We start from the raw sequence: 22403 nt of genomic DNA on the forward strand, positions 1-22403 counted from the left end.
GTTAGAGGAATGGTCTTCTTTTGTATATTGTTTTTCCTATTCTTCTTAAGAATCCAATTGTTGTACTTGAAATAGGTTGTAGTAATGCCCTTGCTTTTTCATAAGTTCTTCGTGTGTTCCCATTTCCGTAATTTCCCCATTATCGATATGAACGATCCGATCGGCATGGGTGATGGTGGATAACCGATGGGCCACGATGATGGTTGTCCGGTCTTTCGCTAAAATATCCAGCGCCTCCTGGATGTAGTGTTCACTTTCCAAATCCAATGCGGATGTGGCTTCATCAAGTACAAGGATTGGCGGGTTTTTCAAAAATACCCTCGCAATGGCCACCCGTTGCTTTTGGCCTCCGGATAATTTAACTCCCCGCTCCCCGACTTTCGTTTCATATCCTTCTTTCAGACCCATGATGAAGTCATGGGCATTCGCCGCCTTTGCCGCTTCAAATACTTCTTCATCACTTGCATCAGGTCGTCCCATCAGGATGTTGGCCTTAACCGATTCGCTAAATAAGATATTATCCTGTAGAACCATTCCTATTTTATCTCTTAGGGAGCGGACTTGATACTTACGGATATCCGTCCCATCCAATAATACCCTTCCCTCCGTCACATCATAGAAACGGGAAATCAAACTGACGATCGAGGATTTCCCGCCGCCGCTCATCCCGACAAGTGCAATGGTTTCCCCTGGTTTGACATCCAAGTTTATATGTTTCAAAACTGGTGCCTCTTTTTCGTCATAAGCAAACGATACATCCTGAAAGGTTATTCTGCCTTCCACATGCTTAAGCTCTTTCGCCCCTGGTTCGTCATCGATATCATACTTCTCATCCACAAACTCAAAAACCCTGTCCATGGACGCCAATGTCTGGGTCATTGTCGTCGAAGAGTTTACTAAACGTCTGAGGGGATTATAAAGCCGGTCAATGAAACCGACGAAGGCAACCATGGTACCCAGTGACAATTGTTCATGAATGACCTGATAACCGGCAAATCCTATTACGAGCAAGGGGGCAATATCCGTGATCGTATTCACGACGGCAAATGACTTGGCATTCCAGCTTGTATGCTTTAGGGCCTTATCGAGGAAATTCTTGTTTTGCTTCGCAAACAATTCCTGTTCCCTGTCTTCTATCGCAAAGCTTTTGATGACTGACATCCCTGAAACCCGTTCATGAAGGTGACTCTGTACATCAGCTAACGCTTGGGATCGAATCCTTGTATAGGTTCTCAGCTTGCCAAAGAAATGCTTAATCGAAAATGCGTAAAAAGGAAGCATGATGATCGATACAACGGTTAACTTCACGTCCATTGTAAACATGATGACTATCACTATGATGATCGTTGCTATATCGAGCCAAAGGTTCATCAAACCCGTGATGACAAAGTTCTTCGTTTGTTCCACATCCGTGATCATCCTCGAAATGACCTCGCCCACCCTTGTATTGGAATAATATTTAAAACTCAGTTTCTGTATATGAGTAAATAAATCATTACGAATATCATATAAGATTTTCGTTCCGGTCCATTGCGCAAAATATTGTCTGTAATACTCAATCGGCGGTCTAACTGCAACGAAAATGAAAATCATGATGGCCATTGCCCATAAAAGGCGTTCGGATTTCACGGCTTTGGACAGGTCACCATTTCCGATGATGTCATCCACTATATACTTACTGAGCAATGGAAGCAGAAGTGGAATTGCGAACTTTAACAATCCAATCAGTACCGTTCCGATTATCTGCCATTTATATGGTTTGACGAATTGCAAATATCTCTTAATGCTCCCCACGGAATACCTCCTTTTCTGAATCATTAAATCCAAATGAAAAAAGTCCATACCAGCAATTTGGAATCTTATATGCACTGTTCAATTATATTTTCCTTTTCGAAGATTAAGTATCAAAAGGATTTCATTCACTAACTTTCAAACACATTTAAAGGAGGTTTAATGGTTCCTGCATCGTGATAGATTGAAACAGTTGTGTAGATATATGTTACACAATGAAAAAGCCTGCCAATTAAGCAGCAGGCCTTTTCTATCATCGATAGGTTAAAAAGCGTTCATACCAACTATCAATAAACTCTGCGGAGAATGGTCCTTTTCGCTGGCGTATCATATAAATCAAATAGTCTACGTTCTGTTTCAATATTGAATCGATGGCATCCGGGTAATTCATTTCTTTCCGATGCCTTTCATATTCATCCTCATCCAGCAAATTAAACGTCATATCTGGGAATACTTTAATGTCCAGGTCATAATCAATGTATTTCAATGCTCCCGAATCGTATGTGAACGGCGAACTGATATTGCAATAATAATAAACCCCGTCCTCTCTCAACATACCAATAACATTAAACCAATACTTTGAATGAAAATAGCAAATCGCCGGCTCTCTCGTAATCCAGGTCCTTCCATCTGATTCCGTTACCATAGTACGGTCATTCGCTGCTATCACCAGATTTTGGGTCCCTTTTAAAACGGTTGTCTCTTCCCAGATACGATGGATATGTCCATTATGTTTATAGCTGTGGATTTGGATTTTTCCTCCTTCGGCAGGAACAATCCCCATTTATCTCTCCCTACTTTCTATAGACACCCTGACAGCGTACTGTGCCCTATTCCGTTTGCAGTTGTTGTGTGTATTTAAAATATATACTTTTTTCCATTTACCCTATATTCCTATATTATAGCGATTTATTCACAAATTTAAAACAAAAGTGGCTAATCTCCCAGTGAAAATGTGTAAATAAGTCGAAAAAGTCTGACCATCCACCCATTTTAACTAAGAAATTAGCCGGTTATTTATCGTATGGCAGCCTGTCCTTGCTGAAAATAACGGATGACTTCTTCCGTTTGCTTCTCGAACATATCATGGATACTTTTCAATTCCTGCTTTTTGAGTTGAATCTCTTCCTGAATGGTGACCGCTTCACTCTCCTCTTCCAGGGCAAGGAGTTGCTTCTCTATATCTTGGCATCTTTCGATTTCGGATTGTAAAAGTAAAAGCTTATCCATCGTTTTCAACTGGTTGTTAATAAGCCGGTTAAATTCCTCCATGAATGCACCTTCCTAATCTATTTTTTCTATAAGTATGTATATTCTATTTTAATCAGCTTTTTCCTTTGACATAAAATGTAAACACAACGAAACATTTGTCGAATACAATGAAAGGCAAAAAAAAGCACCCTTCATAAGAAGGATGCTTTTTCATCGGCAATTAGCCTTGGTTTTTATTGCTTTGAGATTTTTGGTTTTGTTGTTTCACTTCTTGAACGTTAGTTTCAGAAGCAAACTCTGTACCGAATTGGCCTTGTGCTTGACCTTGGCCTTTTCTTTGTTGAGATTGCGCGTTTTGTTGTCTCACTTCTTGAGCGTTGGTTTCAGAAGCAAACTCTGTACCGAATTGACCTTGACCTTGTTGAGATTGCGCGTTTTGTTGTCTCACTTGTTGAACATTTGTACCTGCTTGTGATTTATTCATGTTTTTAGCCATTGATATCACCTCCACGATAATAAGATAACCATTATCCAGGAGTGCTATCCAACAAAAATCATTTAAATTTTTCCAGTTACATTAAACAAGCAATGAAATGCCTCCATCAACAATTACGGTTTGTCCACGAATCATACTGGCTCCATCGGAAATTAAAAACAGGATGGTATTCACCATATCTTCCACCTCGACCATCCGGCCAGCGGGAGTCTGATCTGCCGCCTCAGCAAGCATTTCATCCCGATTCGGGAAAGACTTCAGGGCATCCGTATCGATCACACCGCCTGATACAGCATTGACACAAATATTTTTTGCAGCCAGTTCGACCGCTAAATATCTTGTCAGTGCTTCAAGTGCAGCCTTGGAAACTCCAACAGCTGTATAATTTTTCAAATAGCGAATGGATCCCAGTGAACTGATGCTGACAATTTTCCCTCCGCCGTTCCTCTCCATTAATTTCGCCGCTTCCTGTGCGCAGAAAAGGAGGGCTTTTGTATTGATGTCCATGGTCCAGTTCCAATGGGATTCCTCCAGCTCCATCAATGGGCGCTGCACTCCAGAGGCCGCATTATTAATGAAAATATCCAAACGTCCATAATAAGCATCGATTTCCTCGAACATGCTTTTCACTTTCGCAACGTCACCGACATTTGCCTTAACTACAAGGGCTTTGCGCCCTAACGCTTCAATTTCAGCCGCCACTTCTAATGCTTTCGACTTGCTCCGGGCATAATTAATAACGAGGTCGTAACCTTCCTCTGCAAGCCTTATTGCCGTGCTTCTGCCTAAACCTTTACTGCTACCTGTAACGAGTGCCACTTTTTGTTCCATACGTTTATTCATCCTTTCTGAGTAAACACCTAGTAATAAAAATCATTTTTTTTAAGGAGTGTTACTGTTATGTATGTTGGACGTGATATGACAGAGTTATCGATGATGCAAAAATCGGATTGGGAAAATAGTGAACTTGCCTATTTTCATCACTCCCTTCAACAAATGGTACCTTATTTAAACCAAGAAGGACAGAGTATCCATAGCGAAATCGTCAAAGAAATTGAAAATAGAGGCGGACTTAATAGACAAGAAGCAGATTATACCCATGGAACGAAAACCATTTACGATTGATTTTATACGGATATCGTTTTAATAATCAACAAAAGGAAGAGGATATCTTAGCGGATATCCTCTTTTAGCATAATATCCCTGTTCCCAGGGAAATACAAATCGCACCCAAAAAATAAAGAATGTAATATGATTGACCCCATGAATGCTTGAATACTATAAAGATTTATTCGATACACTCTTTTTCTTTATACGCTCTCATCATTTTTTGGTGGGAAACCGGAAATGCCAACTCCTCCATCTCTGCCTCACTCACCCACTTAAGTTGCTGTTCTCTTAATGTCTCTTCACTGATGGCTTCTTTGACCACTCCGATATACGTGTCCACTTTCCAAACGAGGTGTGAGAAAACATGTTCAATTCTTACAAGTGATTCAGTGATTTCCGGTTTGACGCCATACATTTCCTGAAACCTACTTTCGAAGAACTCCCTCTTATGCAAAAGGGATGAATGGTTTTCGAAATTCGGATATTCCCAAAGATTTGCAAGCAATCCTTCTGGTGCTCGCTTGTGAATTAAAAACTCACCTTTTTCATTCGTTAAAACAGCAGCTACAATTGGTACATCCCGCGTCTTTTTCTTTTGGATTTTCACCGGCAATTCCAACTGAACCCCAGCTTCAAATGCTAGACAATGACTTTGGACGGGACATAATAGGCAAGCAGGCTTACCTGGTGTACAAATCAATGCTCCAAGTTCCATCAACGCTTGATTGAAGGCTGAGGTATGTTCATGATCGATCAGCTTTCTGACGGCTGCTTCGAAAGTTTTTCTTGTCTTTGGCTTTGCAATGTCTTCATATATCATCAATATCCTTGATAAAACACGCATGACGTTTCCATCAACGGCTGGCTCCGGCTTACCGTATGCGATACTAAGTATCGCACCAGCTGTATAAGGGCCGACACCTTTCAATTTGGATATTTCATCGGGATCATCCGGTACAATCCCATTATAGGATGCCTTCACTTCCTGAACGGCACTATGCAGATTCCTTACACGTGAATAATATCCCAGCCCTTCCCATGCTTTTAGGATTTTCTCTTCATCGGCATTGGCAAAATCCTCGAGTGTAGGAAACCATTCCACAAACCGGTTGAAATAAGGAATCACCGTGTCCACTCTCGTTTGCTGCAGCATTATTTCAGAAACCCAAACACGGTACGGGTCCTTATTTTCCCTCCATGGCAATTCTCTTTGTTCTTCGAGAAACCAGGAAACCAAATCTTTTTGAAATTCATCGATTTTTATTTTTTCTATTGTCGGGATCGTTATTTCTTTCACATCAGTTCCTCCAAAGATGTTACACTCTTATCAAAATTGGGAATACCTATAGTAGGCCATTCTTTTTTTAATATCATGTTCATATTCATTTATTTGTAAAGATTCACGGAAATAAATCAAAATTATATTCATTTGATGGTTAATATATAAATACGGTATGATGAAAGAAGACCATTTTTTTCAAATTGTGGCAGGGAGGTTAGTTTTTTGGATACAGGTACTCACTTTGTCATGGGAATTGCTCTTGGAGGTCTTGCCACATTAGATCCTGTCATTGCGCAGAGCCCAGTCACTGCAAGTGCAGTCATAGCAGGTACGATATTGGGATCACAAGCTCCGGACATTGACACTGTTTTAAAATTAAGGAATAACGCTGTATATATACGAAACCACCGTGGAATCACGCATTCCATTCCCGCTGTTTTACTCTGGCCCTTGATTATCAGCGGAGCACTTTTCGCCATCTTACCTGAAGCAAATTACCTTCATCTTTGGCTTTGGACCTTTTTAGCCGTTTTCCTTCACGTATTCGTGGATATATTCAATGCTTATGGGACCCAGGCTCTCAGGCCGATTTCGTCTAAATGGGTAGCTTTAGGGGTCATCAATACATTTGACCCGTTCATTTTTGGAATACATGTTGCCGGCCTGATATTATGGGGCTATGGATTTCCTCCAGGCTATTTATTTCTTTCCATTTACGGAATACTCGTCATTTATTATATTTCCAGGTTCAGGGAACAAGCTTTTATAAAAAAAGTGGTCAAAAAGCAAATTCCAGGAGCAAGGAAAATCCTATTATCACCGACCATGCGTTTTCATCGCTGGAAAATTGCGGTGATTACCGAAAAGAATTATTATGTGGCACGGGCCGATAATGGATATGTGACGATTCTTGATACCTTCGATCGAGTGCCATTGCCTGAAAGTGAAATTCTTGAAGCCGCCAAAAAGGATATCAACTTGGCAGCCTTTCTGTCCTTTTCGCCGGTTTACCGATTTGAAATCGAACAGATTAAAGAATATTATGAAGTCCGTTTTATCGATTTAAGATACCGCAGCAATGGATATTACCCGTTTGTGGCAGTGGTCCATTTAGACAGCGAATTGAATATCTTGAATTCTTATACCGGCTGGATCTTTAGCGAAGCGAAACTGCAGAAGAAATTGAATATTATTTTGTAGTCACTGCGTATTGAAAAAGAGCTGATTCCAGGGAACCCCTCTGGAATCAGCTTTTTTAATGCACTCGATTCTGCTGATTTAATAACTGTTGATATTTAGGGTTTTTTGCAATGAATTCGTGGAATTGCTCACCGTAGTTATCAATCCAGGTCCTTACAACTCGCGATGTCATTTCTTCTCCGGCATATTCATGCCCGGCCTTTGCATAGGTCGCCTCGAAATCTTCCCATAATAATTCCACCCAAGTCAAAGCTTGCTCATACGTGATGTGTTCATTTTTCTCAAGCAGTATCTTGGTTAATCTTTCATGGTAATCATTCATTAGAACCACCTCATTGCCAATATTTTTACAGAATGAACTATACTGTTCCATACCCATACTAGTGGTAAGCGGAAACGCTTCTGTCTTTAATCTGATGCTTGGAGGAGAAAAATTTGCGAAATAAACAAAAAGGATTCCCCAACCAAAACAATAATAAATTCCAAGGCGAGCCTCGTGCCAAAGCAAGGTATGCTTCAAAGCGTGCAGATGGCAGTATAAATACACACCCTCAAGAAAGAATGAAAGCCTCAAACGAGCGATCGAATTAAAAGATGCACCAGAAGGAATCGGGTAGTTCCCCGGTTCCTTTTTATCTTAACATTGAAATCGGCAGTGCTTCTTCCTTACCGCTTCCGCCTAAGCGGTATCCCCAGGCGAATACGCCATTCATATAATCAATTTTGAAATAGACACCGGGATCTCCGTCAATTTGATATATTTCACCTTTTTTGAAATCATCCGGATTTAACAAATAGGCCTTTGCCATCGTCACTTTTCGTTCCAATACTGAAAATTCATTAACCATTCCCAATTGCTCTGCTTTTCTCGCTTTTTCAGTCAACGCTGCAATTTCCTGCTGTAGTTCATAGGCGGACAACTTGCTGTATCTTACGTCGCTCATATATATGACTCCTTAAATGAAATATTAATTTACCTCTATATTAAACAAAATTTTGCGATTTGGCTATCGATGCACTTAATCCTCATCAGGATTGGAAAGATAACGCTCAATCAATTCTATTGGAAAACCTTTTCGGTATAATGCCTGCTTCATTTTTTGTTCATATTCGAAGCCTTCATGGTTTTTATATCGACGTTGCATTTTTTCGGCATGGTGGCAAAGAGAATCCCATTGTTCATCTTCATCCTTTTCAACCGTCACATCTTCAAGTGCTTCATGGATGACATCTCTTGGGAAGCCTTTCCGTAACAAGGTTTGTTCAACCTTCAGCTTTAAAGCTCGTTCGGAAATGTTTTTTTCCTTTTTGACTGCTTTTCCAGCAAGTTTGCTTGCATGTTCAATCTGAATATCATAGGGGTATTCCTTCAATGCCTCGACAACCAACTTTTCTTGCACCCCTTTTTCCTTAAGCTCGAGCTTAAGGGTAGTGGGCCCTTTATTGCCGCCATTCACATGGGTCCGTACGTAAGCCTTGGCAAATTCAAGGTCGTCTAAATAGTTAAAGCTGTAAAGTTTATGTATCGCTTCCTTAATGATCGGCTCTTCCGTTTCCTTCTTTTTTAAATAAAGGCGAATTTCCGATTCCGAGCGCATCCGGTATGATAAATAATTAAGTGCATCGGTAAATGCTTTTTGGATTTCATCATGGAATTGTATTTCAGCTAAAAGTAGGTCATCAAGTTCCATACCCTTTTTCAAGTGAAATTTCAGTAGCACTTCTTCGTCTACACTGAAGGCATATTTTTCGTCAACGAAAATGTTATAACGATCTTTACGTTTCTTTTGGGTTGTTATTTTTGTTATGTTTGGCATAAATCCACCCCCTCCACTACTTTACCCCTTTACGTTTACCATTTCTATATATAGGATGTCTAAAAATGAAAAAAGAACATGGGCATGTTAAAGTGAAGGAAAGAAAGGGAAAGGAAGTGGTTTTCATGAAAATAGCCATTGCTGGTGGAAGCGGTTTTGTCGGCACAGCCCTTATTGATGAATTATCAAAAGAAAATCATGATATATATATTTTGACGCGTCATCCCGAAAAATTTAATAAACAGACTAATTTGACATATATCGGCTGGTTGACCAAGGACGCAAAGCCGGAAAAACACTTGGCAGGGCTCGATGTTTTCATTAACCTTGCTGGTGAATCTTTAAACAGCGGGCGTTGGACACCTGAACGAAAACGCCGGATTGTCGAAAGCAGGGTCGAAGCTTCCAAAGAGATGAACCGGATCATTTCCATACTGCCCGATAAAGTGTCCGTCATCATTAATGCAAGTGCAATCGGATATTATGGGATTTCGGACAATGAAACCTTTACCGAAACCTCTGAATCGATTGGTGATGATTTCTTAGCCCGTACTGTTCAACTATGGGAAAAGGAAGCGGCTAAATCACGCTCTTACAGTAAAAGGTTGATTCTGACAAGATTCGGGGTGATTCTTGGAGAAAAAGACGGTGCACTGCCAATGATGGTCCTCCCCTATAAACTATTCGGCGGAGGAAAGATGGGCAAAGGGAATCAGTGGCTTTCCTGGATTCATATCCATGACGTGGTCCGTGCAATCATCTTTTGCATGAACGATGCTCGGATAGAAGGTCCAATCAATTTTACTGCACCGAACCCCGTTCAGATGGATACATTCGGGAAAACGATAGGAGCTGTCCTGCACCGGCCCCATTGGTTGCCCGTACCTCCCTTCTTCCTCAAGAAACTGCTTGGGGAAATGAGCATACTTGTACTTGAAGGGCAAAATGTCCTTCCCGCTAAACTTAAAGTGGAAGGATTCACCTTCTCCTTTCCAACCCTTAAAGAAGCTTTACAAAATATCTTAAAAGAAGATTCTCACGTATGAAAGGGTCATTTTAGGAAAAAATAGGGATATTAAGTGGAATGGAGATGATCTAATTGCTTAAAAAACACGATAAAGAGAAAAGTAACTTGACTAGTACACAAGCGATTCTTTATGCTCGCGAATTTAAAAAAGCAGATCGGGCTGGTGGATATACCGAAAAGAAATCCCGTCGTTAAGTTTGGAGTTTTTTCCCGTACATTTTGAACAGCCACTCAACACAAAATAAGCTGGAGATGATAAATGAATTCATCTCCAGCTTATTTTTTATTCTAGGGGGCGCTAACATGGGACGCAATAACATACACCATAATCGAGATAAGAACACACAGAAACTTCCTCAGGTTCCTAAAAACCTGAAAAGTGACGGACTTGACGTTGAATATTCTTCCGAACTGGCTGACCAGAAAGACATCGAGGCACAAGCCCGGGCAAATGCGGCTGACCGCCGTGCTCATAATCGCCGCTTATAAGCAGGAGAAACCAACCAAGGGGCTTGTTAATCAGCCCCTTATGTTTTCTTTATTTACACAGCTTATCCACAGCCCTGTGTATATTGTGGATATATTCAGAAAATACTGATAAAAAACAAGTACAATAAATCACCTTATCAACATGAAAATAATGTTATTTCTGGATAACCCTGTGGATTATGTGGATAAAGTGGATTTTAAGCTAACCACTCAGCATTATTATTGTGGATAACTATTCTCTCTCCTTGAATTGTTCCACAGGATTATTATTTATATAATAACTATCTGTTACGGTCTATATTATGTCTTACCTCCAAGTATTATCGTATGCCAAATGACTTTTCCACCCCTAACTTGTCAGTAGGCTTATTGCTATTGACCCCAGCATTAAAGAAGGTTCCCCAAACTTTTTCCATCAGCATTTTCTTCCAACTGTTTACGAAGCAAGAATTTTTGCATCTTCCCACTTGCGTTTCGAGGCAGCTCATTACTGAAGATATATCTTCTTGGACGTTTATAGTTTGCCAGTGTTTCACTGTTCTTACACCAGGTTTCTAAGTCGGATTCCGCTAGCGTTGGGTCTTTGGCTACGATGAAGGCCGTTACCATTTCCCCCCAATGATCATCTGGCTGACCAAGGACTGCACAGTCGAGAACTCCTGGATGCTCATATAATGTATCCTCCACTTCCCGTGGATATATATTTTCCCCTCCGGAAATGATCATGTCGTCCACCCGGTCCTTGACCCACAGATATCCATCCTCATCCAGGAAACCGATGTCACCGGAATGGTACCAGCCTTTGTAAAGCGCCGTTTCGGTCTCTCTATCTTTTTTAAAGTAACCCTGCATGATACATGGACCCTTCACAAGGATCTCCCCTGTTTCCCCAGGTTCAAGCATATCCTCGGGATCCGATGGCCCTTCGTCATTCGGGCGGACAATGATGATTTCATGTTCGGAGCATGCCTTGCCGGCAGAACCCGCTTTCCTAATTTGATCTTCCTCCAATAGGAGAGTGATGGCGGGACCCATTTCAGTCATTCCATAAGCTTGGATGAACTGCATGCCGAGTTTCTCCTGACAGGCCCTTACAAGTGAGGGGGCCATCGGGGCTGCTCCATAAAGCCCAAGCTTCAAACTCTGGAATTTATAATCATCCAAGTTTTCCTGAATGAGCATGTTCCACATCGTAGGAGCAGCAAAAAACTTGGTGATCCCCTCTGATTCAATCAGTTCCATTACCTTTTTGGGATTAAACTGATGTAATATGACATTTGCGGCACCGACCTGTACGCGAGGTAAAAAGGAACAGTGCAATTCGGCACAATGGAACATCGGTGCAGTAATCAAACCGATATCAGAGCGTTCGTACTTCATTGCTTCTATTAAAATCTCTGCTTGTTTGACCATATCTTTATGAAGGTGGATGACCCCTTTGGGACGTCCGGTAGTCCCGCTCGTATACATGATGGCATAGATATCATCCTCGTGAACATCCACTTCTTCTGGCTTTGATGAGATACTGGCCAATTTCTGGCGGTAACCTTTGGCATATCCAGGTACATCATCATCAATATACCAAAAGGCCGTTTCCGAAAAACGCTTTTCAACCGCGGCAACGTTCACTTCCAATTCATGTTCGAATAAAACGACCTTTGGAGCAGCGTCGTTCAAGATGAAAGCCAACTCTTCCGGCATTAACCGGAAGTTGATTGGATTAAAGATTGCACCGATTTTTGCACAGGCAAAGAATGCTGTTGCAAGCTCTTCATTGTTGTAAAGGTACGTAGAGACCCTGTCCCCTTTCCGCACCCCTTCCGCTTGAAGGGCCGCCGCCAACCTATTAACCTGCTCATTCCATTGAATGTACGTATAGCGGATATTTCTTCTCACGTCGTAGATAGCTTCTTTAATGGGGAATTCCTGAACCGTCTGATCAAAGATATTTTTAATCGTCACTGACATATCATTTTCCTCCTCAAGTAGGCCCACCATCAACAGGAAGAGTTCAGGCAAAGCCTGCGATGGTCGGCTTCATCCCTTTTCAGCTTTTACTTTCGTGCGAATTACGAATATTCATAAATGGAATGTCCAGTTTCAGTCCAATCTTTCTATGATGGTCGCATTCGCCATCCCATGGCCTTCACACATTGTTTGCAGCCCATAACGGCCGCAAGTCCTTTCTAACTCATGGATCATTGACACCATCAATCTGGCCCCGCTGCCGCCAAGAGGATGACCCAAGGCAATCGCCCCGCCATTTGGATTCAGTTTCTTCGGGTCTGCCCCCGTTTCTTTTAGCCAGGCAATCGGTACAGGAGCGAAAGCCTCATTCACTTCAAATATGTCGATATCATCAATTGTAAGACCTGCTTTTTCCAAAGCTTTTTGGGTGGCGGGAATCGGCCCCGTAAGCATCAGGGTGGGATCTGACCCGACAACAACCCGTGTATGCACTTTAAAGCGCGGTTTCAATCCAAGCTCTTCGGCTTTACTGCGTTCCATCAATAATAAAGCGGCAGCACCGTCACTGATTTGACTTGAATTCCCCGCATGGATTAAACCGTCTTCTTGGAAAACCGGTTTCAATCCAGCAAGTACTTCAAGCGTAGTTCCACCCCTTGGGCCTTGATCTTCCGTAACTTCGATATGATTTCCTTCTTTATCAGTACCCGATACTGATATCATTTCACGATTAAAATGTCCCTCTTTTTGAGCACGTATTGCCTTGGCATGGCTCTCCACGGAAAACTGATCACAATCTTCACGTGTTATTCCCCACTTATCGGCAATTCTCTCAGCTGATAACCCTTGGTTGATCACCTCATAAAGGTCCATATACTTTTGGCTTGTTACAGCACCTTGGTAATTAGACCCCATGGGAACTCGTGACATGTTTTCCACTCCACCTGCCACTACCACATCCATATCACCCGACAAGATGGCCTGGGAAGCGAAGTGGACTGCCTGCTGACTTGATCCACATTGACGGTCAATCGTCGTTCCCGGCACTTCAATCGGAAATCCGGCAATCAGTGTAGCAACCCTTGCTATATCACCGGCCTGTTCGCCCGACTGTGAAACACAGCCTAAAATGACATCATCGACAATAGCCGGATCGATGCCCGCCTTTTCAATCAGCTTCTTCAATACTTCCCCTGCCAGATCATCAGGGCGGACGTCTTTCAAGACACCGTTCCTTCTGCCTACTGGCGTGCGAATCCCTTCAACGATAACCACTTCCCGCATATACTCTCTTCCCTTCTCAACCTTTTTATTAAATTAAAGACCCATATTCTTAGCGATGATCTTCTTCATGATTTCATTTGTCCCTGCATAGATGCTCGCTACCGGAACATCCCGATACCTTCTGGCAATCTTGTATTCCTCCATATATCCATAGCCGCCATGAAGCTGCATGCATTCAATGGATATTTTTCTGGCAGTCTCCGTCAAACGCCATTTTGCCATCGAAACTTCCGTTACAACCTGTTCACCAGCCATATGTTTGGTGATCAATTGATCTAGGAAGGCACGCCCCATTTTGATTTCCGTTGCCATTTCCGCGATTTTGAATTGAGTATTTTGAAACTGACTTACGGATTTTCCGAACGCTTCCCTGCCCTTCACATACTCAATCGTATCGGCCAGCATATCCTCAGATGCGGTTTGAGCACAAATTGCCACCACAAGTCGCTCCTGCTGCAGTTTATCCATTAGGTAATTAAACCCTTTGCCTTCTTCACCAAGCAGGTTTTCCTTTGGAACACGGCAATCCTCGAAGATGAGCTCTGCTGTATCCTGACTGTGCAAACCAAGCTTCTTCAGTTTTCGACCCCTGGAAAACCCGGGTGTATCCCTTTCGACCACGACTAAACTAACGCCTTTATGTTTCGGAACTGCATTTGGATCCGTTTTACAGGCAACGATGACCAAATCCGCATGTATGCCATTCGTGATGAATGTCTTTTGGCCATTTACTATGTAATGATCTCCGTCCAAAATGGCAGTCGTTTTAATATTGGCCAAATCCGAACCTGTACCAGGCTCTGTCATGGCAATGGCTGTAATGATTTCCCCCGTCGTGCATTTGGGAAGCCAGCGCTGTTTCTGTGACTCATTTCCGTATGCGGAAATATACGGAACGGTGATGTCACTGTGAAGTCCGAAACCAATGAAACCAGAACCGACTCTTTCCAATTCCTCATTAATTATGACTGCAAAGCCCCAATCTACCCCTGAACCTCCATAATCTTCTCCTAGGTCCGGACATAAAAAACCCTGTTCCCCCATTTTCACCCAAAATGACCGGGGGATGATCCTCTCTTCTTCCCATCGTTCATAGTGGGGAACTGCTTCTTTCTCTAAAAACTTTCGGAATGACTTACGGAAAATCTCATGATCTTCACTTAGGTATGGATGTTTCATCTGTTTTATCTCCTCTCCAATTCTTTGTCGGAGGCTCTTTTCCTGGATTTAGAATGGATTGCCCTGAAGGAATTAACAACTTACCTGGGTGACATTCTAATGGCCCCATCCAGTCTGATGGTTTCCCCATTCAGCATTGGATTCGTTATGATGCTTTCCGTTAGTTTAGCGTACTCTTCTGGATACCCGAGCCTTGATGGGAATGGTACGGTTTTCCCTAATGACGTCCTAGCTTCATCAGGTAACGAATCGAACATCGGAGTATGGAATAGACCCGGTGCAATCGATACGACACGTATCCCTTTGCTGGCAAGCTCCCTTGCGATTGGCAGAGTCATACCAACAATCCCACCCTTGGAGGCACTATATGCGGCTTGTCCGATTTGTCCTTCAAAGGCAGCGACCGAAGCAGTATTGATAATGACGCCACGCTCCCCTTCTTGATTTGGCTCATTTTCGACCATTTTTTCCGCGGCAAGCCGGATTACGTTAAACGTACCGACCAAATTGATTTGCACGACTTTTGAGAACGCTTTCAATTCATGCGTACCTTTTCTGCCTATGACCTTCTCTGCAATTGCAATACCTGCACAGTTGATGACCGCATTGATGCTCCCGAATTTTTTCATCCCTTCATCCAACGCCACCGATACGCTTTCTTCACTTGTTACATCCGTTTTAATAAATAGGACTGAATCTCCCAATTCCTGAGCCATTTTAGCGCCTTTTTCCTCAGAAAGGTCAAATATGACCGCTTTTCCACCTTTTTTAATGATGTTTCTTACTGTCGCGGCTCCAAGACCTGAAGCTCCTCCTGTCACAACTGCAATCGTTTCTTGAATTTCCAAATCCTCACCCCATTTGTTTCTAGAATATATATTCATCTTTCACTATCATCAAAACCTATTTTCAAGATTTATTTCACCGCCTGCCTGCTTTATCGTTCACTTTCAAGTCATGAAGGGTTTCGGTAAAGCCTTTGATTACCTGTTCAAAATCCTGCTTCAGCCCATCCAGCTCTTTAATGCGTTCATTTATTTCGTTCAGCTTCTGTCCTGCAGTTTCAATCGTTTTTTCCAATTGCTTTATGCCTGTCCCATCCTTATCGAATAAAAGGACGATATCTTTTATTTCCACTAACGAAAAACCATACTTCTTACCGCGCATTATGATTTTGAGCTGTGCATATTCCTTCTTTCCATAAACCCTTTTTCCCGTTTCGGTACGCTTTGGTTTAAGCATACCCAGTTCCTCATAATATCGGAGGGTCCTTGTCGTCAATCCGAATTCTTTTGCTAAATCAGAAATGGTGTACATGTTAAAACCACACTTTGCAAAGGGATTATTTACCTTCATTTTAACATTGACGTTAACGTAAACTTCAATAATTATTCACAAAATTTATAATATATGAAACTGTATGAAAGATTTAAATTGATATACTAAGGGTATATTCTTTTAAAGAAGGGAATGATCGCTCAATGCTATGTTCAAAAATATTAGTTGCTTATGATGAATCCGAATTGGCACTTAAATCTTTAGAAAAAGCGATTGAATTAGCGAAGCTGGATCCCGCTATCGAAATCCAGGTGCTTCACGCTGTAACGCTGCCAATCAAACCAAATATATATGGCAATGCCTTTCAGGAAATTGAAGAATCCATGCTCAAGTATGGCAAGGAAGTGATTAAAAAAGCGGAAGCGCTTTTATCCGAAATCCCGAATGCATCCCAAACATTTGTCATAGAGGGTTCAGCCATCACGGCTTTATTGGAACATGCAAAATCCCAGAATTGCGACCTTATCATCATGGGCAGCCGCGGATTGAGTGGCTTCAAGGAATTCCTTGGCAGCGTGAGCCACTATATCGTTCAACATTCCCCAGTTCCTGTCTTGCTGGTCAAATAAAATTCACGGCAGTACTCTTTATGACCAGCCCTTTCCTAGGCTGGGTTCCCCTTGGAATCCAGCTTATTTATGCGTGCATGAATTCCAAACTTATCATGTTTTACAAACACTTCCGTTTACAGGTAAAATGGAACTAATTTAAACGAGGATAACAGGTGACGCAATGGATATTAAACATTTGCAATACTTTATAGAGGTAACCAATTTCAATAGCTTCACTCGGGCTGCCGACCATTTATTCATTACCCAGCCTACCATCAGCAAGATGATTAAAAACCTGGAAGCCGAGCTAGGAGTTGAGCTTTTTGATCGTTCACGCAAGCAACTGATTTTGACCGATGCAGGCAGGGTCGTCTTAGACCAGGCAAAATTGATTGATAAGGCCTTTCACAATTTGGAAACGGAAATGGACAATTTAGTAGGTTTGAAAAAGGGACATATACGCATCGGGCTTCCGCCGATAATAAACGCTTCTTTCTTCCCCCGGATACTTAGCCGTTTTCACGAGGATTATCCTAATATTACCTTTCAATTAGTAGAGGATGGTTCAAAGAAAATAGAAGAATCCGTTCAAAGTGACTTAATTGATATAGGCGTAATAGTCCTGCCAACCAACACCGCACTTTTTCATCATTTTGCTTTTTTGGAAGAAGACATCAACTTGATTGTCCATCCCTCCCATCCGCATGCTTGTGTGGAAGAAATTGATTTGGCCGACCTGGAAAAGGAATCTTTCATCTTATTCAATAAAGATTACGTCCTTCGAGATCTCATCATTTCATCCTGTAGTGAAGCTGGTTTTTCTCCACATATCGTCACCGAAAGTTCACGATGGGATTTTATTGAGGAAATGGTTTACTGTAAACTTGGCGTTGCTCTATTACCTGAAAGTTTATGCCGTCATGATGATCGCGTAAAGACAATCAAGGTTAAAAACCCCTCTATTAGTTGGAATTTAGGATTTATTTGGAGTAAGGACCATTACCTTTCATACGCTGCAAAAGAATGGCTGAAATATACGAGGGAAGCGTTATCACATAAGCAGTGAATTATCTAGCATGATTGATGTAAGCATTATCATAGATTTAGGTTATGCACATGATAACATCTAACCATTTTACAATGAGTTACGGCGGGGTTAGACTAGTATAAGTAAAAAGCACGGTAAATGCTGATGGATCCATATATTCTAAAAAGGAGATATTCATGATCACTTTATCTAGTGTCGATGAGTTACAGGCAACAGAAGCAGCGCTGGAGAAAATTAAATATTCATACCCCGAACTATTTGATAAACTGCTCCATGTCGTTGCCTTAACACGGGCTCTTCAATTTAAATATCAATATATGGGCACATTACTCATGGATGAAAACCCTAACGAATACACCCCTGAATTCGTTATGCCCTCCGTTATCGGATTATATATAGAGGAAGTTCAAAAGTTAAAGGATGATCCGAATATCCAGGCATTACTTCAGACCTTCTCCCAAAATAAAAATATTGGATATGCCAAAATCAGTATGCTTGTGCTCGGTAAAAGCCCTGAATCGCTTTTAGGCGCTTCATGCATCAAATGAAGCCCCCTGATATACTCCGAAAAAAAAAAACCTCCCTTTTATGGAAGGTTTTTTTCTTTACGTGTAATTAAAGCACTTTACTCAAAAAGGCTTTAGTTCTTTCCTGCTGGGGATTATTGAAAATCTCACTAGGAATATTTTCTTCAATAATATAACCTTCGTCCATGAAAATCACACGATCTCCAACTTCTTTTGCAAACCCCATCTCATGGGTCACAACTACCATGGTCATGCCTTCCTTAGCCAGCTGCTTCATGACCTCAAGGACTTCGCCGACCATTTCCGGATCTAGAGCGGAAGTCGGCTCGTCGAATAGCATGATTTTCGGTTCCATCGCCAACGCCCTGGCAATTGCGACGCGCTGCTTTTGTCCCCCCGATAATGAATCCGGATATGCGTTCGCTTTCTCGGCAAGTCCGACTTTCTTAAGCAGTTCCATCCCTCTTTGGGAAGCCTGTTCTTTGGATATCTTGCGGACCTTTATCGGCGCAAGCATTATATTCTCAAGAACAGTCTTATGTGGAAATAAGTTAAAATGCTGAAATACCATGCCAACTTCCGTCCGGACTTTATTGATATTGACCTTCTTATCTGTCGTATCAAGCCCTTCAATGAAAATATGGCCTCCCGTTATCGTTTCAAGTTGATTGATGCACCTTAGGAAAGTGGATTTTCCCGACCCAGAAGGACCAATCACCACGACTACTTCCCGAGGGGAAACGATTGCATTGATATTTTTCAATACATCATTATCGCCAAATGACTTCTTAAGATTCTCCACCTTTATCATTCTGTTTTCAACCTACTTTCGAGTCTATTTAATACAAAACTTAAGATGAGGGTAAGGAATAGATAGATGAAGGCACACGCCAAGTATGGCTCCCATACTTTAAAGTACTGACTCCCCATCGCTTTCCCCCAATACATCAATTCCGGGGCAGCAATGACACAAAGCAGTGATGAATCCTTCAATAATACGATGAATTCATTTCCTAACGGAGGAATCATCCGTTTGAAGGCTTGAGGCAATACAACATGTATCATTGTTTGGACATGGGTCATTCCCAATGAACGGGCCCCTTCCATTTGCCCTTTATCGATGGATTGAATGCCCGCCCGGAAAATTTCAGCAATATATGCAGCTGCATTTAAAGATAAAGCAATGACACCGGCAGTTACTGCATTCGTTTCCCCGGTAAAAAAGGGCACGATTCCAAAATGGATTAAAAAGATTTGAACTAAAAGCGGTGTTCCGCGAAAAACCGTGACATAACAGTAAAATGGAAAGGCAAGCACCTTGTTTCTCATGATTTTCCCTAAACCGATCAATAACCCCAAAAAGGTTCCGATGAGGATGGAGGAAACTGACAGCCCTATAGTAAGCAATGTTCCTTTTAATAAGAAAGGAGCATATTCAAAAATAATATCCCAGCGAAAACTCATTTTGTTTCCCTCCTAAGGCCAAAAAAACTGCGTAACTTCACACGTAAAGTTACGCAATCTTTTTACTATCCATTTATTTTTATTGTTGTGATTTCAATGTTTCTATATCTGGATCAGTACCAAACCACTCTTTATATATTTCTGCATATTTCCCATTTTCATAAATGGCATTCACGGCTTTATCGAACTCCGATTTCAATTCACTGCCTTTTGGGAACATAAGACCATAAAACTCCTCATTGAAACTTTTGCTATCTTCAACGACTTTCAGTTTTTGATCGGGGTTATTTTTCACATATTCTTCAACAACCGTATTATCAGCTACGACAGCCGCAGCTCCGCCTTTTAGTAATTCCTGAATGGCCAGGTTATTATTTTCGAATTTTTTGATATCCTTGTGATTCTTTCCAAGGAGTTTCTCTACCGCTTCCTGTCCAGTAGTACCGGTCTGAACGGCAATGACGTTTCCTTTCAATTCATCTCCAGATTTTATATCACTATTCTCAGGAACGAGAATCTTGTTTGTGGATAAGAAATACGGAACCGAGAAGTCATAAGATTGTTTTCTTTCGTCATTCACTGTAATCGCAGATATGGCGACATCCGCTCTCTTACCTTCGATTTCAACAAAAATCGGATCCCAGCCAACAGTTTCCAATTTAACTTCATAACCCGCTTCTTTTGCAACGGCATTGATGAAATCAACATCGAATCCTACAATCTTATCGCCTTCAAGATATTCAAATGGAGCATAGTTGGCGTCCGTCACGATCCTGAGTGTTTTTCCATTGGACTCTTCTTCATTACCAGTTGTCGAGACTTCCTTACCCTTCCCGCATCCTGTCATGACTAGTAACAAAGAAGCTACCATGGCAAACACTAAAAAAGAAACCTTTTTCAAAATAATCCCCTCTTCTCTCTCGTAAACTCTCTTTTTTTAAAAAACAGATAAATCTAACTTTAGAGAACATTCAGTATATTCTTTTAAGAATATTATACGTTTATTTGTTTTTTTATGCAATAAAAAGTCGATAAATAACTTTAGTAAAATAAAATTTTAATCAATTAACTTGGTAAATCAAATACGCAGCTAAGCTCCAATGGGGAAAGATGCACCCTTTTACCCTTTATTCGAATTAATGGATATTATATTGAAAATAGATAGTGCCACCTTTCAAAAGGTTTAATAGAACAAAAATAAGCAGCGGCCATATTAGCGTGGCCGCTGCTCAAATGATTATTATGGAACTTCCTTATTCCCCTCTTCAATATCTAACATATCCAACAGGAAGATGAAAATCGGTATTCCGATGATCAATCCCCATATCCCAAGGAAATGCTCGGAAAACAATAGGATGATGAAGGTGAAAAATGTTGGAAGATTTGTTTTTGCCGACATGAATTTCGGATTTAAAATATAGCTTTCAATTGCATGGATTACAACTATCATGATTAATACAGCAATCACTTTGGGCATGCCGCCGATACTATAGGCAATCATACTAAGTGGAATGAGGGAGATGATGACCCCTGCAACCGGAATCAAACCCAGGAAGAAAATCATGATCCCTAGACCGAGCAACTGCGGGAAGCCAAGAATCCATAAGAAAGTTACAGATAGGACAGCATTCGTAATGGCTATCAAGAACTGGACCTCAATCACCTTTCCGAATGAATTGATGAATTTGACGCCAAAGTGGCTTAAGTTTATAAAGAAAGATTTAAATTTGGCCCGCTTGAATTTAGAAGTGAAACGAATGATTTTATCTTTTTCCAATAAGAAAAATAGACTAAGCAACATGGAAATGAAAATTTGAAATGCCAGTTTACCGAAATCGGATATATAAAGATAGAGTGTATTCATCTGTGTTTGAAGATCGAGCGGCGATCGCAGCTCGTTCATTATATTAATGGCATATTGAATGACCCTGCTATCTGGTGGATGTTGAAAGAAGAAAACGATCTGTGTCACTAATTCCGTGAATTGTAGCGTAATGACCGGTAGATATTTATAAAGAACGATGGCTAAACAAGAAATGACGACTGCATATAAAAAGCTTATAACAACCTTAGAGTTGATATGCATCACTTTATTCAGCCGAATCATGATAAATTGCTCTAGCCTTCCCATCAGGAAAGTGAAAACAAATGTGAATAACACGATATTAACCATACTGCCGATGCTTATTAAAAAGAGAACTAATACAATTAATGTAATTAACCTTGAAAAACCTTCGCTTTGCAAATACTCTTTTACCACTTACCTATCTCCTAACTACCATTCTGCCGTGATAATTCCATCTACCTTTCATTTTACACGGAATTGAGGAATTCTACTACAATTACCTTCCATTGACAACAAAATTATTTGAATGGGTAAGACTCAGGATGAAGACGTAGTTAAGACCGTTTTCGAATATTCGACCATTATTTCTCAGCACTTTCTGCATGAAAAAACATCTGCCAAATCGGCAGATGCCAGACTTTAGACAAACTCAATGAAAATCGAGTATGTCAAAGCTTTTTTATTGTTTTTTAGAATTTGGACGTTGATTTCCGCTCCAGCCACTCGCTTTCCGCGGGCGGTCGCGGAGCCTCCTCAGCTTGCGCCTGCGGGGTC

27 protein-coding genes are annotated in these 22403 nt (G+C 41.2%); 9 read left to right on the forward strand and 18 right to left on the reverse strand.

Translation table 11 applies throughout. From position 1 onward, the window contains the following. Positions 1-45: 45 nt before the first annotated feature. From ACQKMF_RS22505 to fabL, 5 genes are all read right to left on the reverse strand, one after another. Entirely contained in the window at positions 46-1794 is a 1749-nt protein-coding gene (locus ACQKMF_RS22505) for an ABC transporter ATP-binding protein (protein WP_101225958.1), read from the reverse strand. A gap of 250 nt (positions 1795-2044) precedes the next feature. Beyond that, positions 2045-2575 (reverse strand): nucleoside tri-diphosphate phosphatase, encoded by a 531-nt coding sequence (gene ntdP, locus ACQKMF_RS22510; protein WP_048685440.1) that lies wholly within the window; start codon positions 2573-2575, stop codon positions 2045-2047. Positions 2576-2808: 233 nt separating this feature from the next. After that, positions 2809-3063 carry a YgaB family protein gene (locus ACQKMF_RS22515; RefSeq protein ID WP_063577340.1) on the reverse strand — a complete coding sequence of 85 codons (255 nt, stop codon included), beginning with the start codon at positions 3061-3063 and terminating at the stop codon, positions 2809-2811. Positions 3064-3223: 160 nt separating this feature from the next. Next, entirely contained in the window at positions 3224-3499 is a 276-nt protein-coding gene (locus ACQKMF_RS22520) for a gamma-type small acid-soluble spore protein (protein ID WP_402944846.1), read from the reverse strand. Between the two features lie 81 nt (positions 3500-3580). Then, entirely contained in the window at positions 3581-4330 is a 750-nt protein-coding gene (gene fabL / locus ACQKMF_RS22525) for an enoyl-[acyl-carrier-protein] reductase FabL (RefSeq protein ID WP_230178804.1), read from the reverse strand. Between the two features lie 69 nt (positions 4331-4399). On the opposite strand from fabL, the gene ACQKMF_RS22530 reads away from it, so the two are divergent. Beyond that, positions 4400-4624, forward strand: a complete 225-nt coding sequence (locus tag ACQKMF_RS22530; RefSeq protein WP_101225956.1) for a hypothetical protein — start codon at positions 4400-4402, stop codon at positions 4622-4624. A 163-nt stretch (positions 4625-4787) separates the two neighbouring features. On the opposite strand, the gene mutY is transcribed toward ACQKMF_RS22530, so the two are convergent. Next, on the reverse strand, positions 4788-5906 hold the full coding sequence (mutY, locus tag ACQKMF_RS22535; RefSeq protein WP_402944849.1) for an A/G-specific adenine glycosylase: 1119 nt from the start codon (positions 5904-5906) through the stop codon (positions 4788-4790). 207 nt (positions 5907-6113) lie between these two features. Here mutY and ACQKMF_RS22540 point away from each other — a divergent pair, with 207 nt between their 5' ends. Then, positions 6114-7091, forward strand: a complete 978-nt coding sequence (locus ACQKMF_RS22540) for a metal-dependent hydrolase (protein ID WP_101225954.1) — start codon at positions 6114-6116, stop codon at positions 7089-7091. A 55-nt stretch (positions 7092-7146) separates the two neighbouring features. Here ACQKMF_RS22540 and ACQKMF_RS22545 read toward each other — a convergent pair whose 3' ends face one another. Further along, a complete protein-coding gene (locus ACQKMF_RS22545; protein ID WP_101225953.1) occupies positions 7147-7413 on the reverse strand; it encodes a YfhJ family protein in 267 nt (88 codons plus the stop codon). A gap of 113 nt (positions 7414-7526) precedes the next feature. Here ACQKMF_RS22545 and ACQKMF_RS22550 point away from each other — a divergent pair, with 113 nt between their 5' ends. Next, a complete protein-coding gene (locus ACQKMF_RS22550; RefSeq protein ID WP_034305387.1) occupies positions 7527-7682 on the forward strand; it encodes a small, acid-soluble spore protein K in 156 nt (51 codons plus the stop codon). A 41-nt stretch (positions 7683-7723) separates the two neighbouring features. Here the strand turns inward: ACQKMF_RS22550 and ACQKMF_RS22555 are convergent, their stop codons facing one another. Both ACQKMF_RS22555 and recX read right to left on the reverse strand, forming a co-directional pair. Then, positions 7724-8035 carry a YfhH family protein gene (locus ACQKMF_RS22555; protein ID WP_402944853.1) on the reverse strand — a complete coding sequence of 104 codons (312 nt, stop codon included), beginning with the start codon at positions 8033-8035 and terminating at the stop codon, positions 7724-7726. A gap of 75 nt (positions 8036-8110) precedes the next feature. Continuing rightward, positions 8111-8908, reverse strand: a complete 798-nt coding sequence (recX, locus tag ACQKMF_RS22560; protein ID WP_402944856.1) for a recombination regulator RecX — start codon at positions 8906-8908, stop codon at positions 8111-8113. A 125-nt stretch (positions 8909-9033) separates the two neighbouring features. On the opposite strand from recX, the gene ACQKMF_RS22565 reads away from it, so the two are divergent. The 3 genes from ACQKMF_RS22565 (at position 9034) to ACQKMF_RS22575 (ending at position 10424) form a co-directional block, all read left to right on the forward strand. Further along, entirely contained in the window at positions 9034-9954 is a 921-nt protein-coding gene (locus ACQKMF_RS22565; protein WP_402945096.1) for a TIGR01777 family oxidoreductase, read from the forward strand. 53 nt (positions 9955-10007) lie between these two features. After that, the gene (locus ACQKMF_RS22570) at positions 10008-10130 is read left to right on the forward strand and encodes a YfhE family protein (protein ID WP_081088510.1); all 123 of its coding nucleotides are present in this window, start codon (positions 10008-10010) and stop codon (positions 10128-10130) included. A gap of 108 nt (positions 10131-10238) precedes the next feature. After that, a complete protein-coding gene (locus ACQKMF_RS22575) occupies positions 10239-10424 on the forward strand; it encodes a YfhD family protein (RefSeq protein WP_402944859.1) in 186 nt (61 codons plus the stop codon). Between the two features lie 387 nt (positions 10425-10811). Here the strand turns inward: ACQKMF_RS22575 and ACQKMF_RS22580 are convergent, their stop codons facing one another. From ACQKMF_RS22580 to ACQKMF_RS22600, 5 genes are all read right to left on the reverse strand, one after another. Then, positions 10812-12392, reverse strand: a complete 1581-nt coding sequence (locus ACQKMF_RS22580; protein ID WP_402944862.1) for a fatty acid--CoA ligase — start codon at positions 12390-12392, stop codon at positions 10812-10814. A 132-nt stretch (positions 12393-12524) separates the two neighbouring features. Beyond that, the gene (locus ACQKMF_RS22585) at positions 12525-13676 is read right to left on the reverse strand and encodes a thiolase family protein (protein ID WP_427575065.1); all 1152 of its coding nucleotides are present in this window, start codon (positions 13674-13676) and stop codon (positions 12525-12527) included. A 33-nt stretch (positions 13677-13709) separates the two neighbouring features. Beyond that, positions 13710-14855, reverse strand: coding sequence for an acyl-CoA dehydrogenase family protein (locus tag ACQKMF_RS22590; protein WP_402944868.1), 1146 nt, complete (start codon positions 14853-14855; stop codon positions 13710-13712). 80 nt (positions 14856-14935) lie between these two features. After that, on the reverse strand, positions 14936-15703 hold the full coding sequence (locus tag ACQKMF_RS22595; RefSeq protein ID WP_101225947.1) for a 3-hydroxyacyl-CoA dehydrogenase: 768 nt from the start codon (positions 15701-15703) through the stop codon (positions 14936-14938). Between the two features lie 73 nt (positions 15704-15776). Then, positions 15777-16172 carry a MerR family transcriptional regulator gene (locus tag ACQKMF_RS22600; protein WP_427575067.1) on the reverse strand — a complete coding sequence of 132 codons (396 nt, stop codon included), beginning with the start codon at positions 16170-16172 and terminating at the stop codon, positions 15777-15779. Positions 16173-16336: 164 nt separating this feature from the next. Between ACQKMF_RS22600 and ACQKMF_RS22605 the strand changes: the two genes are divergently transcribed. From ACQKMF_RS22605 to ACQKMF_RS22615, 3 genes are all read left to right on the forward strand, one after another. Beyond that, the gene (locus ACQKMF_RS22605) at positions 16337-16762 is read left to right on the forward strand and encodes a universal stress protein (RefSeq protein WP_101225945.1); all 426 of its coding nucleotides are present in this window, start codon (positions 16337-16339) and stop codon (positions 16760-16762) included. A 163-nt stretch (positions 16763-16925) separates the two neighbouring features. Further along, a complete protein-coding gene (gene cidR / locus ACQKMF_RS22610) occupies positions 16926-17810 on the forward strand; it encodes a cidABC operon transcriptional activator CidR (protein WP_402944877.1) in 885 nt (294 codons plus the stop codon). Between the two features lie 158 nt (positions 17811-17968). Next, positions 17969-18340 (forward strand): hypothetical protein, encoded by a 372-nt coding sequence (locus ACQKMF_RS22615; protein ID WP_101225943.1) that lies wholly within the window; start codon positions 17969-17971, stop codon positions 18338-18340. Between the two features lie 67 nt (positions 18341-18407). Here the strand turns inward: ACQKMF_RS22615 and ACQKMF_RS22620 are convergent, their stop codons facing one another. From ACQKMF_RS22620 to ACQKMF_RS22635, 4 genes are all read right to left on the reverse strand, one after another. Beyond that, positions 18408-19130: an amino acid ABC transporter ATP-binding protein gene (locus ACQKMF_RS22620; RefSeq protein ID WP_076371113.1), complete on the reverse strand. Its 723-nt coding sequence runs from the start codon at positions 19128-19130 to the stop codon at positions 18408-18410. Beyond that, positions 19127-19783 carry an amino acid ABC transporter permease gene (locus ACQKMF_RS22625; protein WP_101225942.1) on the reverse strand — a complete coding sequence of 219 codons (657 nt, stop codon included), beginning with the start codon at positions 19781-19783 and terminating at the stop codon, positions 19127-19129. Before ACQKMF_RS22625 ends, ACQKMF_RS22620 begins: the two co-directional genes overlap by 4 nt. A gap of 79 nt (positions 19784-19862) precedes the next feature. Next, on the reverse strand, positions 19863-20684 hold the full coding sequence (locus ACQKMF_RS22630; RefSeq protein ID WP_101225941.1) for a basic amino acid ABC transporter substrate-binding protein: 822 nt from the start codon (positions 20682-20684) through the stop codon (positions 19863-19865). 339 nt (positions 20685-21023) lie between these two features. Continuing rightward, the gene (locus ACQKMF_RS22635; protein ID WP_230178816.1) at positions 21024-22043 is read right to left on the reverse strand and encodes an AI-2E family transporter; all 1020 of its coding nucleotides are present in this window, start codon (positions 22041-22043) and stop codon (positions 21024-21026) included. Between the last annotated feature and the right edge of the window lie 360 nt (positions 22044-22403).

Origin of the sequence: Peribacillus sp. NPDC101480 (assembly GCF_050277335.1) — a bacterium.
Classification (GTDB): Bacteria; Bacillota; Bacilli; order Bacillales; family DSM-1321; genus Peribacillus.

Coding starts and splice junctions, on each gene's coding strand:
- ntdP (WP_048685440.1), bottom strand. CDS start 2,575: ATGGGGATTGTTCCTGCCGAAGGAGGAAAAATCCAAATCCACAGCTAT.
- ACQKMF_RS22515 (WP_063577340.1), bottom strand. CDS start 3,063: ATGGAGGAATTTAACCGGCTTATTAACAACCAGTTGAAAACGATGGAT.
- ACQKMF_RS22520 (WP_402944846.1), bottom strand. CDS start 3,499: ATGGCTAAAAACATGAATAAATCACAAGCAGGTACAAATGTTCAACAA.
- fabL (WP_230178804.1), bottom strand. CDS start 4,330: ATGGAACAAAAAGTGGCACTCGTTACAGGTAGCAGTAAAGGTTTAGGC.
- ACQKMF_RS22530 (WP_101225956.1), top strand. CDS start 4,400: ATGTATGTTGGACGTGATATGACAGAGTTATCGATGATGCAAAAATCG.
- ACQKMF_RS22545 (WP_101225953.1), bottom strand. CDS start 7,413: ATGAATGATTACCATGAAAGATTAACCAAGATACTGCTTGAGAAAAAT.
- ACQKMF_RS22555 (WP_402944853.1), bottom strand. CDS start 8,035: ATGAGCGACGTAAGATACAGCAAGTTGTCCGCCTATGAACTACAGCAG.
- recX (WP_402944856.1), bottom strand. CDS start 8,908: ATGCCAAACATAACAAAAATAACAACCCAAAAGAAACGTAAAGATCGT.
- ACQKMF_RS22565 (WP_402945096.1), top strand. CDS start 9,034: ATGAAAATAGCCATTGCTGGTGGAAGCGGTTTTGTCGGCACAGCCCTT.
- ACQKMF_RS22575 (WP_402944859.1), top strand. CDS start 10,239: ATGGGACGCAATAACATACACCATAATCGAGATAAGAACACACAGAAA.
- ACQKMF_RS22580 (WP_402944862.1), bottom strand. CDS start 12,392: ATGTCAGTGACGATTAAAAATATCTTTGATCAGACGGTTCAGGAATTC.
- ACQKMF_RS22585 (WP_427575065.1), bottom strand. CDS start 13,676: ATGCGGGAAGTGGTTATCGTTGAAGGGATTCGCACGCCAGTAGGCAGA.
- ACQKMF_RS22590 (WP_402944868.1), bottom strand. CDS start 14,855: ATGAAACATCCATACCTAAGTGAAGATCATGAGATTTTCCGTAAGTCA.
- ACQKMF_RS22600 (WP_427575067.1), bottom strand. CDS start 16,172: ATGTACACCATTTCTGATTTAGCAAAAGAATTCGGATTGACGACAAGG.
- ACQKMF_RS22605 (WP_101225945.1), top strand. CDS start 16,337: ATGCTATGTTCAAAAATATTAGTTGCTTATGATGAATCCGAATTGGCA.
- cidR (WP_402944877.1), top strand. CDS start 16,926: ATGGATATTAAACATTTGCAATACTTTATAGAGGTAACCAATTTCAAT.
- ACQKMF_RS22615 (WP_101225943.1), top strand. CDS start 17,969: ATGATCACTTTATCTAGTGTCGATGAGTTACAGGCAACAGAAGCAGCG.
- ACQKMF_RS22620 (WP_076371113.1), bottom strand. CDS start 19,130: ATGATAAAGGTGGAGAATCTTAAGAAGTCATTTGGCGATAATGATGTA.
- ACQKMF_RS22625 (WP_101225942.1), bottom strand. CDS start 19,783: ATGAGTTTTCGCTGGGATATTATTTTTGAATATGCTCCTTTCTTATTA.